At 70.2% G+C, this 11,288-nt stretch carries 7 protein-coding genes; 3 read left to right on the plus strand and 4 right to left on the minus strand.

Annotation, left to right across the window (positions count from 1 at the left end; all coding sequences use genetic code 11):
• Positions 1-4 precede the first annotated feature (4 nt).
• Positions 5-790, plus strand: a complete 786-nt coding sequence (locus ACFHVL_RS12470; protein WP_416627804.1) for a spermidine synthase — start codon at positions 5-7, stop codon at positions 788-790.
• A 451-nt stretch (positions 791-1,241) separates the two neighbouring features.
• Here the strand turns inward: ACFHVL_RS12470 and ACFHVL_RS12475 are convergent, their stop codons facing one another.
• The 4 genes from ACFHVL_RS12475 to ACFHVL_RS12490 form a co-directional block, all read right to left on the minus strand.
• Positions 1,242-6,710: a carboxyl transferase domain-containing protein gene (locus tag ACFHVL_RS12475; protein WP_416627805.1), complete on the minus strand. Its 5,469-nt coding sequence runs from the start codon at positions 6,708-6,710 to the stop codon at positions 1,242-1,244.
• 196 nt (positions 6,711-6,906) lie between these two features.
• Positions 6,907-7,614 (minus strand): hypothetical protein, encoded by a 708-nt coding sequence (locus ACFHVL_RS12480; RefSeq protein ID WP_416627806.1) that lies wholly within the window; start codon positions 7,612-7,614, stop codon positions 6,907-6,909.
• 110 nt (positions 7,615-7,724) lie between these two features.
• Complete coding sequence (locus tag ACFHVL_RS12485; protein ID WP_416627807.1) at positions 7,725-8,204, minus strand: tyrosine protein phosphatase; 480 nt, start codon at positions 8,202-8,204, stop codon at positions 7,725-7,727.
• 49 nt (positions 8,205-8,253) lie between these two features.
• A complete protein-coding gene (locus tag ACFHVL_RS12490) occupies positions 8,254-9,342 on the minus strand; it encodes a LacI family DNA-binding transcriptional regulator (protein WP_416627808.1) in 1,089 nt (362 codons plus the stop codon).
• 164 nt (positions 9,343-9,506) lie between these two features.
• Here ACFHVL_RS12490 and ACFHVL_RS12495 point away from each other — a divergent pair, with 164 nt between their 5' ends.
• Entirely contained in the window at positions 9,507-10,811 is a 1,305-nt protein-coding gene (locus tag ACFHVL_RS12495; RefSeq protein ID WP_416627809.1) for an ABC transporter substrate-binding protein, read from the plus strand.
• Entirely contained in the window at positions 10,808-11,212 is a 405-nt protein-coding gene (locus ACFHVL_RS12500; protein ID WP_416627810.1) for a carbohydrate ABC transporter permease, read from the plus strand. Before ACFHVL_RS12495 ends, ACFHVL_RS12500 begins: the two co-directional genes overlap by 4 nt.
• Positions 11,213-11,288: the final 76 nt, after the last annotated feature.

Genomic DNA, 11,288 nt, shown 5'->3' on the forward strand with positions numbered 1-11,288 from the left:
GTTCGTGGAGGTACCCGACGACCGGCTCGGGCTGGCCGCCGATCCGGCCCGGCCCACCGGACGCACGCTGCTCGCCGGCGGCGTCGAGCAGTCGTACGTGGATGTCGCCGACCCCACGTACCTGCACTTCGACTACGTCCGCTGGATGGCCGCCATGGCCGATCTCGCCGCACCGGCCGGTGATCCGCTGGACGTGCTGCACCTCGGCGGCGGTGCGCTGACGCTGCCACGCTACATCGCCACCACCCGGCCCGGCTCGGTGCAGGTGGCGGTCGAGCGGGAATCGGCCGTGGTCGAGCTGGTGGCGCGTGAGCTGCCACCTCGACCGGCCGGTATCGAGGTCCACATCGCCGACGCTCTGGAGGCGGTCACCGCCGCTTACGCCGACGCGTACGACCTGGTGCTCGCCGACATCTACCAGGCTGCCCGGATGCCGCCGCACGTGACCACCGTCGCTTTCGCCGCCGAGGTCGCCCGGGTGTTGCGACCGGACGGCATCTATCTGGTCAACGTCACCGACCTGCCGCCACTGGTCCTCACCCGCGTTCAGGTGGCCACGCTGCGGGCGGTCTTCGCCGACGTCTGCGTCGTCGCCGATCGACGAATGCTGCGCGGCCGGCGGTACGGCAACGTGGTGCTCGCCGCGGCGCGGTGCCCGGATCGGCTGCCGGTGGCTCGTCTGGTGGTACGGGCGCTACGCGACCCGGTGCCCGCTGGCGTGCTGCACGGCCCAGCGCTCGACAGGTTCGTCGCCGGTGCCCGCCCCCGTACCGACGACACCGAGCGGTGAGGTCCGATACCAGGTATTCACCCACGGTCCGCACCGCAACGGCCTCGATCTGCTGGACGAAGCCCTCACCGAGGTCCGGGACCGCCTGTCCCGGACCGGCCGGAGGCGGACCGACCTGGTGCCGGCCTGCCTCGACTGGACGGATCTGCTGTACGCGGTGCCGCGGAACGGCAACGAGGTGTCCGCCCTGCTGGTCCGGATGCTCGCCGAGGCGGATACCTCTACCTCGGCCGGTGGCTGCGGACCGGGGTGGGCGGTGACCGCCGGGGTGCTGCTCGGCCACCGCATCAGCAGCCGACGGTCGGTGAGGCGCTGCCTTGGCGGCCGGCGGTCGCCGCGATCGTCCTGCTCGCGATCGTCCCCGCCGGTTTCGGTGTACCGCACCGCCGGGCACGGTTGCTTGGTCCCGGGCAAAGGATCTGACCGGGACCAAGCGGCTGCCGACGGCCGGTCAGTTCCGGATCAGCTGGGACTCGATGGTGTCGATGATGCGTGGCCGCAGTTCGGCGGCGCGGATCACCGCGTCGACCGAGCCGACCTCGACGGCACGCTGAATGTTGTGGATCCGGTCGAACTCGGTGGCCACCTCGCCCAGCTTCTCCGCCCGCACCGACGACCGCAGCTCGTCGAGCTCGGCGGCCAAAGCGGCGCGGTCGGTACCAGACGCGGCGGCCACCCGGGCCTCGAGATCCCGTACCCGCTGGTCGCGCGCGGTACGGGCGTCCACGTCGCCGGCGAACACGACCGCTGCGGCGGGAGCGCCGCCCAGCACCGAGGCGAATGAGCCCTCCAGCGCGAGTACGGTCATGTTGGGGTTCAGCGCCTTCGAGAACACCACGAACGCGCCGCCGTGGTACCGCGAGATCACGCAGAACACGATCGGCCCACGGAAGTTCACGATGGCCCGGCCGATCTCCGCGCCGTACTCCAGTTGCAGCTTGCGCATCGACTCGGGCGAGCCGTCGAAGCCCGACAGGTTGGCCAGCACGACGAGCGGTCGGTTGCCGCTGGCCGCGTTGATCGCCCGCGCGGCCTTCTTCGACGACTGCGGGAACAGCGTTCCGGCGGTGTAGGTGTCCGGCCCGTCGGTGGGCGGGAAGCCACGGCGTGCCACGGTGCGCGACTCGATACCGAGCAGACACACCGGCATGCCGCCGAGGTGCACGTCCTGCACCACGGCGGTCTCCGCGTCGGCCATCCCCGCCCAGCGCTCCAACACCGGATGGTCCTGGTCGGCCAACGCCCGCATCACGATCCGGATGTCGAACGGCTTCTTGCGATCCGGGTTGGCCTCGACCGAGAAGATCTCGCCGACGGTGGTGAAGTCGCTGCCGGCCACCGTGTGCGGGAAGGCGGAGATGTCGCGGTCGGTGGGGTCGGTGGTGCTCGCCCGCCGAGGCGAAGTCTCCCCCGGTGCGACGTACGTGTGGTCGTAGTGCGCCAGCAGAACGTTCCGTGCGGCGGTCAGATTCGGTGCCCAGTACTGCGCCTGACCGTTCGGACCCATCACCCGGTCGTAGCCGCCGATGCCGAAGTTGTCCTCGGCGGAGACGCCACCGGAGAAGTCGAGCGACTGCTTGCCGGTGAGCACCATCGCCGAGTCCGGCGTCATCACCAGGACCCCCTTGGTGTGCATCAGCATCGTCGCCTCGGCGTTCCAGTACGGCTGCGCACCGACGTTGATGCCCGCGACCACGATGTTGATCTCGCCGCCGGCCTGGGTGAACTCGACGATCCGCTTCAGCGCGCCGGCCACCCAGTCCATGTTCTCGGTGCCCGACGCCATCGAGATCCGGGCCCCGGCGGACAGTGCGTACCACTCCAACGGCACCCGCATCCGCTCGGCCAGGTCCAGGGCCGCGATGACCCGGCGGCACTCCGGCTCCGACAGGGCACCGAGCGACTTCGTCGGATCGCCGAGCAGCACGACCCGGGTGACGCCCTGCGGGTGCCGGGGAGTCACCGTGGTGACCACGCCGGCGACGATCGCCGCGCTGTTGCGCCCCTTGGCTCGATCGACCGGCACCAGCGCGTGGTCGTCGTCGAGGTCGTACTCGACGAAGTCGCCGAGCCTGCCGATCAGCTCGTACGGATACACGGTGTTGCGGCTGCTCGCCCGCAGCACCTTCAGCCGGTAGTCGTCCAGCGGCTCGACCGGCTCGACCGGCGGTTCGCCGACGCTCAGCTGGGCACCGCCGGCGGCGTCGAAGGAGATCCGAACGGCGATCTTCGCCAGCTCGCCGGTCCGGTGGTCGCGCTGGCGCCCGATGAACAGAATCTCCTCCAGGCCGGCTCCGACGGTCGTCGGGCGCACCCGCCCGGCGATCATCTCCATGTCCTCGCGGGTGAGGTCGTTGGGCGGCCACACGTAGATCACGATGCGGTTGGTGTTGAAGCGCGTCTTCGACGGGCGTCGCGACTGGGCCCGGCGGATCGAGTCGAGGCAGGCTGCGACGGTGTCCTCAGTGGTGGGCAGGGTGACCAGCCGGCCGTCGTGGTCGCGCAGTTGGGTCAGGTCACGCAGCTGGGCGAACGCGACGAGGCGCTCGTCCGACGGGTTCTCTCGCGCCACGCACTGGAAGAGGTAGACCTCCTCGTCCGACGACGGCAGCCTGGTCAGGTCGAACTTACGCAGCCGCTCCAGCTGCATCCGCTGCGCGATGTACGGGTGCAGGCCGCGGATCAGTCGTTCCTCGACCATTCCCCGGCTGGACGGGCGGAACGTGAAGTGATGGTGCATCACCGCTCCGGCCCGGCCCGCGATGGTGGTGGTCACCCGGCGGACCTGACGCGGCAACGGGTAGGCGGTGACGACCTCGAGCAGCGCCGCCACCATGGCGTCGAAGTCCTCCGGCTGGTTCTCCCAGGCGAGATAGATGTCGGCGTCGATGGACTGCCGACCGTTGGCCAGCTCCGCCAGCCCGGCGAGCGCGGCGCCCAACGCGTCGAAGCTCACCGCGGCGGTGACCACGCTCGAGTCCGCCCGCTCGGCGAGCACGAAACTGCACCCGGACACCTGGTGGGCGTGGACGCCGGCGAGTCCCTTGTTGCCGTAGTACCGCCGGGTCAGTACCTCCAGCATCACCGTGTTGTCGAGGTGGTCGCGAACGATACGCTGACCGAGCAGCCGGACCAGTGGTTCGGTGCTGCGTACCATCTCAGCGATGCGCTCGGCGCGATCCGGCGCGTCCGGTTGCGAGTCCAGGTGACGCAGGTGTGCGCGCACCTTGGCGTAGACGCGGGCCCGGTTGCGGCGCAGCAACGGCTGGGCGAACCAGGCGAACACCACGCCGCGGGCGAGGTCGGCGATCACCGGGAAACGGACCTGCGTCGCGGCCACCAGCCGTTCCAGCGCGAGACCGGCGGGCTCGTGTAGCAGCTGGCCTGGTGGGGGTTCGCGCAGCCAGGCGCGCAGCAGCGTCGCGACGACCGTGGCGTCGGCGGACGCGCGTTGCAGTGCGAGGAAGATCCGGAAGACGGCGGCTTCGAGTTCGGGAGAGCGCTCCAGGTCGGTGACGCCGTAGTGGCTGAGCGCCTTGGCGAGCTTGGTCTGGAAGGCATCCGGCAGTCCGGCCCGCTCGACGTCGAGGCTCTGCAGATAGGTGTGGAAGTATTCGCGGTCGCTGTGGACGTGGCCGTCGCCGCCGTCCTCGCCGGTCGGCCGGTTGCGGCTCAGTTCGGCGAGGTCCGCGAAGACCTCGACGAGGTCGATCTCCTCGGCCAGTGGCCGGTCGCCGTCCTCGGCGGCGGCCTGCCGCGCGACGAGGTAGCCGTCGAGGACCCGCCGGTCGTCGTGTGGATCGACGTCGAAGCCGAGCAGCAGGCCGCGCAGATCCTCCTGACCACGCCGGGAACGCTCGGCCGGGGGAAGATCCTCGGGCGCGACGGGCATGTCCAACTCGATGGGGGTGTCTGTGGAGGTGGTCGGCGTACCGGCTGCGTCGTCGGCGACCGGCTCCAACCGCAGCAGCGGTGCGCCCGCTTCGACCTGGTTGCCCACTGATACGGCGGATTCCTTCAGCCGCGCCTTGAACGGCGCCCGCAGGACCGTCTCCATCTTCATGGCTTCCAGCACCAACACCGGTGCGCCCTGCTCGACCTCGGCGCCGACCTGCACCGGCGTGGCGACGACCAGCGCGGGCATCGGCGCGCGGAGCACGCCGCCCTCGTCGCGGCTGACCCGGTGGGTCACGCCGTTGACCTCGGCCAGATGGACCGGCCCGTGCGTATCGGTGACCAGCCGGAATCGGGCGCCGTTGACGACGATCTGCCCGGTGTGCCGGTCGAAGCGGTCCAGCTCGACGTCGGCGCTGTGGACGATGTCCCCCGCCTCGATGCCGACCCGGAAACGGTATGCGCCGGTGCGCGCCACCCGTACGCGGTAGCCGACACCCCGGAGTTTGAGGTCCAGCGGTCGGCCGCTGGCGTGCTGCACCTGCGGGCGTCCGCCGGACGCCGTCGCCAGCAGGCGCTGCCGCTCGACGCGTTCGTCCTCTTCGTAGCCCTCGATGGCTGCGGCGGCGAGCGCGACGGCGACGTGCCGGTGCGCGACGAGCCGGCCTTCGCCGCGCACGCGGTCGATCCAGCCGGTGTCCGCGCTGGCGTCGATCACCTCGGGCTGGTCGAGCAGGTCAAGCACGAAGCTCTTGTTCGTCGCACCGCCCTCGATGATCACGGTGGTGTTGGCCATCGCCCGGCGCAGTCGGCCGAGCGCCTCGTCGCGGTCCCGCCCGTACGCGATGATCTTCGCGATCATGGAGTCGAAGGCGGCGGGTATGGTGTCGCCCTCGCTGACGCCGGTGTCCACCCGGATGCCTGGCCCGGAGGGCAGCACCAGCCGGGCGATCCGACCGGGCGACGGCGCGAAGTCGCGATCGGGGTCCTCGGCGTTGAGCCGGGCCTCGATGGCGTGCCCGCGTTCCACCGGCGGCTCGCCGGCGAGCCGCCCGCCCGCCGCCACGTGCAGCTGTGCCTTGACCAGGTCGAATCCGGTGGTGGACTCGGTGATCGGGTGCTCGACCTGCAGCCGGGTGTTGACTTCGAGGAACGCGAACATCCGGTCGCCCGGGTGGTAGAGGAACTCGACGGTCGCCGCGCCCCGGTAGCCGACGGCGATAGCCAGCCGTTCGGCGGACGCCTTGAGTTCGGCGGCCTGCGCCGGGCTGAGCACCGGCGACGCCGACTCCTCGATCACCTTCTGGTTGCGCCGCTGCACCGAACAGTCCCGGACCCCGAGCGCCCAGGCGGTACCCTGACCGTCGGCGATCACCTGGACCTCCACGTGTCGAGCACCGGTGACCAGGCGCTCCAGGAACACGACACCGCTGCCGAACGCCCGGGCCGCTTCCTGGCTGGTGCGCTCGAACGCGTCGGCGAGCTCGACCTCGTTGGTGACCACCCGGATGCCGCGCCCGCCGCCACCGGCGGTCGCCTTCAGCATCAACGGGTAGCCGATATCGGTCGCCGCCGTCAGTGCCGCGTCCAGGGTCTCGACCGCGCCGCGGCTCCACGGCGCGACCGGCACGCCGACCTCCTCGGCGATCAGCTTCGCGCCGATCTTGTCGCCGAGCCGGCGCATGGCGTCCGCGCTCGGTCCGACGAAGGTGACACCGGTCTTCTCGCACAGCTCCGCGAATGCCGGGGCCTCCGCGACGAACCCCCAACCGACCCACGCCGCGTCGGCTCCGGTCTGCACCAGTGCGCGCTCCAGCACCGTCAGATCGAGGTACGGCCGGGCGGACGCCGGGCCGAGGTCGTAGGCGATGTCCGCCTCGCGGACGAACGTCGCGGTGCGATCGACGTCGGTGTAGAGGGCGACGGTCTCGATTCGCGTCCCGGTCTCGGCGGCCAGTTCCCGGACCGCGTGGATGAGCCGCATCGCGGCCTCTCCACGGTTGACGATGGCAACACGGCTGAACACCCGATCGACCCCTCCGGTAGGCCTACGACTCACGCGTCGCGCAAGCGACTCCCGATAAGGATCACACGTTCGCCTGTCGGCCGGAAACGCCAGAGGGCCGAACATCGACGTACGGGTTCTGTCTCACACCTTTGGCGCTGTCGCACATCCGGTGGTGACCAGAAGGGTTCGACGGAGCAGCGAAGAGTATTCCAGGTCACTCACCTTCCGGTGCGCCGTCGGGGGTCAGCGCTCCCTGCCCCGGCGCGGCCGGGAGAAAGACGTGGACATGTCCGTTGCCGGCCTCGATGTTGAGCACGTCGAGTTGGGTCGCGGCGGTCGACCAGGTGGCGACCGCGATGTCCCGCTGGCGACCGGCGAGTTCCAGCAGCGCCGTGCGGGCGGCCGGCGGTTGGGCCAGCGCCGCCGCGTATGTGTCGACCGCGGCGTCGAGCGCCCGTACCGCCGCGGCCAGGCCGGAGCGGGCGATGTTCACGCCGGTGCCACCGGACGGCGGGTTGGCGAAGTTCCCGACCACGGCCGCGGTGACCATCTGCCAGCCCTCCACGTCGAACTGGGTGGCGGCCGGACCAGGGGGCCGACCTGCCGGCACTGCCGTGGCCAGCCCTTCGAGCACGGGTACGAGGCTTTCCTGCTCGCGCCGGGCCAGCGAGGTCAGCTCCACGATCTGCGCCGCGTTCCGTTCGGCCTCCTGTGCCCGCAGTACCGCGACCGGGTCGTCGGCCGAGACACCCGCCGGGCCGCCGTCCACCGGGTCGCCACCGGCGGTCACGGCCGCGATCGGCCCGGCGAGCAGGGCACCGAGCGCGAATGCGATCACCAGGGCGGCGGCGCGCCGGGCCGGTGGGGCAACCGGCCGGACGGTGCGCGCGGCCGGCGGCCGAGGCCGACTCTTGTTGGTCATCGTGCGAGCCTCCCAGACGATCCGCAGGACCCGTGGGTCCAGCACCGAGATCGCCGCCGAACTTATCGAACATGCACCAACGCGATCTCTGACGGTAGGTAGCGGAGTGGTTACCGCGACACCGGCCAGCGGTGCTGCTCCGCGGTTTCCGGCACCGGTACGCCACGGGCCCGGGCGATGTCGTCCCAGGCCTGCTCGATGTCGACCCCGAGCCGGGTCAGCAGCGCCGCGACGATCAGCGAGGACCGGCCGATACTCGCACGGCAGTGCACCGAGACGTGCCTTCCGCGGCGTAGGGCGGTGAGCAGCAGGTCCAGCAACGGCTCGACCGCCAGGTGGTCCGGCACACCGAGGTCGGCGATCGCGTGGCCGTGGAACTCCAGACCCGCCCGGATCGCCGCGGCTGGCTCGTCGGCCAGGCCGAGTTCGTCGCGTTCGGCGGCGGTGAGCAGGCAGACCAGGACGTCGACCCCGGCGGTACGCAGGGCGGCCAGCTCGTCGTCGAGCCAGTCACCACCCCGAGGTCGCGCCACGATGCTCAGCCACGCCGCAGGCGGTGCCGGTATCGGGTAGATGGCCGGTTTCAGCATGGTCCTCCCTCTCGCCGGTGGCCGCGGCCGCCACGATCGGTCCGGCCCATCAGACCGCCGTCGCCTGCCCGGTCGTGCCCCCGGCCGCCGCAGCCTCGACCGAGGTGGACTCGATGGTCCCGGTCGGAACCGGAATCGGCACGCTCTCCCCGATCGGGGGACGATGCGGACGACATGAGGCGCGGACGACCAACTCGGTCGGCAGCCGGATGTGGGCGTCCCGCTCGACGCCGGCGATCAGGTCGATGAGCAGGCGCAGCGCCTCGGCGCCCATCCGCTGCAAGGGCTGCATGATCGTGGTCAGCGGCGGGTTGACCAGTGCCGACTCCGGGATGTTGTCGAAGCCGATCACGGAGAAATCGTCGGGCACCGTCAGACCCATCTCGCGGGCGACGTTCAGCGTGGAGATGGCGGACAGGTCGTTGCCGGCGAAGACGGCGGTCGGTCGGTCCGGGACGGAGAGCAGTTCGGCCGCGGTGCCGGCGGCGCTCTCGATCCGGAACCCGCCGACCCGCACGAGAGTCTCGTCTACCGGCACGCCCGCGTCCGCCATGGCCTGGCGGAAGCCCGCCTCCCGCAACCGCGACGATTCCAGGTCGGTCCGGCCGCTGATATGCCCGATCCGGCGGTGACCGAGGGAGATCAGGTAGTTGGTCGCGAGGATGGCACCGGCGAAGTTGTCGGAGTCGACGGTGGGCAGTCCGGACGGACCCGTGTGCGGGTCCACCGCGACCACGTGGAAGCCCTGCTTGGTCTCCACCACCGTTGGGGTGACGACCACGGCACCGTCGATGAGTGTCCCGGACAGCCGCGCCAGCGACCGGCGCTCCCAGCCGATGGCCGCGCCGTCGCCGTCGCCCCCGGAGTAGGCCAGCAGTTGGTAGCCGGTGCCGGCAACCTCCCTGGATGCGCCCTTGAGCAGCTCGGTGGAGAACGGTTCGAACTCGGCCACGAGGATCCCGAGCACGTTCGTACGGTGACTGCGCAGGCTCTGCGCCCCCAGACTCGCCTCGTACCCGAGCTGGTGGATCACCTCCTGCACCCGCTCCACAGTGGCCTGCGCGACGCCGTACCGGCCGTTGACGACCTTCGATACGGTCGCCACCGAGACGCCGGCCGCGCGGGCTACGTCCGACATCTTCACACGCTGCGAAAACTCCACGCCGACGATGCTATGTGCCCGACGACGGCCCGTCACTGGCGAGTCGAAAACGTTATCGATATCGATTGACACCGCGTTTCGGGGCTGTAAAACTCGCCGTCAGGCCAAGCACCTCGACTGATCAGTCGAGGAGATCACACATGGCGATGTCACGCCGCACCGGCGCCGTCCTAGCGCTCTTTATGACCAGCACCCTCCTAGCCGCCGGCTGCTCCAGCGGCGACAGCGACGAACCCGCGGGTGAGCTGTACGAGAACCCGGTGACCCTGACCTGGTGGCACAACGCCTCCCAGGACGGACCTGGCAAGGATTACTGGAAGAAGGTCGCTGCGGACTTCTCCGCGCTGCACCCGACGGTCACGATCGACATCGAGGGGATCGAGACCAACCAGCTCCAGCAGACGCGAATCCCCGCTGCCCTGCTGAGCAACGACCCACCGGACATCTTCCAGGCCTGGGGCGGTGGCGAGCTTCGCGACCAGGTCGAGGCCGACTACCTCAAGGACATCACCGACGAGGTGCAGACCGAGGCGACCAGCATCGGCAGCGCGGTGGAGATCTGGCAGGCAGACGGCCGGCAGTACGGACTGCCGTACCGGATGGGCATCGAGGGCATCTGGTACAACAAGGACCTCTTCGCCCAGGCAGGCATCACCGCGCCCCCGACCACGTTCGACGAGCTCAACGACGCGGTCATCAAGCTCAAGGCGATCAACGTCATCCCGATCGCCCTCGGCGCCGGCGACAAGTGGCCCGCCGCGCACTGGTGGTACAACTTCGCGCTGCGCGCCTGCTCGGTGGAGACGCTCCGGTCGGCCACCACCGACCTGAACTTCGACGACCCGTGCTTCGTGAAGGCCGGCGAGGACCTGCAGGCCTTCATCGAGACCGAGCCGTTCCAGCCCAACTTCATCGCCACCCCGGGCCAGAACGATCCGACCAGTGCCAACGGACTGCTCGCCAACGGCCAGGCCGCCATGGAGCTGATGGGCGACTGGAACCGGGGCACGCTGGACACCGTCGCCTCCGACCCGGATGCCCTCGCCGAGTTCCTCGGTTGGTTCCCGGTGCCGGCGATCGCCGGCACCGCCGGTGACCCGAGCGCCGCACTCGGTGGCGGCGACGGCTTCGCCTGCGCCAAGAACGCCCCGGCGGAGTGCGTCGAATTCCTCAAGTACATCGTGAGCCCCGAGGTCCAGCAGGGCTACGCCGAGACCGGAACCGGCCTGCCGGTGGCTCCGGAAGCGGCGGCGGCCGTCACCGACCCGGCTCTCGCCTCGATCCTGCAGGCGACCACCGACGCCAGCTACGTCCAGCTCTGGTTGGACACCGCCTTCGGTAGCACCGTCGGCACCGCGATGAACGACGCGATCGTCGCGATCTTCGCGGGATCCGGCGCGCCCGAGGACGTCACAACGCAAATGAAGTCGGCCGCAAGCAGGTGACCACGATCAGTCAGAACCCGAACCCCGCCGGCGGCGTCTCCGCGTCGCCGGCGGGTGTCCGGCGCGCGGGTGCGCAGCGCCGTCCCTCCCGCGCGGCCGATACCCGGCGCAAGTGGTACGAGATCATCGGGCTGACGGCACCGGCGGTCATCGTCTATGTGATCTTCGTGCTGGTCCCGATGGGCTTCGCGTTCTACTACAGCCTCTTCCGCTGGCGGGGAGTCGGACCGCCCACCGATTTCGTCGGACTGAACAACTACATCCTCGCCTTCCAGGACCCAATCTTCCGGGACGCGCTGCGCAACAACGCGATCATCGTCGTCGGCTCGCTGCTGATCCAGGGTCCCATCGCCCTCACGGCCCCGGCGTTGTTCCGGCTTGAGAGGTTCTGTCCGTGTTGAGAACTGGACACGAGGCGAGTTGCGGAACGAGCGCGACTCCTGATGATCTTTCGGGTGACTAGCCTCGAAGTTCATC

Origin of the sequence: Micromonospora sp. LOL_023 (assembly GCF_048060115.1) — a bacterium.
Classification (GTDB): domain Bacteria; phylum Actinomycetota; class Actinomycetes; order Mycobacteriales; family Micromonosporaceae; genus Micromonospora_E.

Bases quoted from the DNA above. Each gene is read 5' to 3' on its own strand.
- ACFHVL_RS12490 (WP_416627808.1), bottom strand. From the start codon at position 9,342: ATGTCGGACGTAGCCCGCGCGGCCGGCGTCTCGGTGGCGACCGTATCG.
- ACFHVL_RS12485 (WP_416627807.1), bottom strand. From the start codon at position 8,204: ATGCTGAAACCGGCCATCTACCCGATACCGGCACCGCCTGCGGCGTGG.
- ACFHVL_RS12495 (WP_416627809.1), top strand. From the start codon at position 9,507: ATGGCGATGTCACGCCGCACCGGCGCCGTCCTAGCGCTCTTTATGACC.
- ACFHVL_RS12480 (WP_416627806.1), bottom strand. From the start codon at position 7,614: ATGACCAACAAGAGTCGGCCTCGGCCGCCGGCCGCGCGCACCGTCCGG.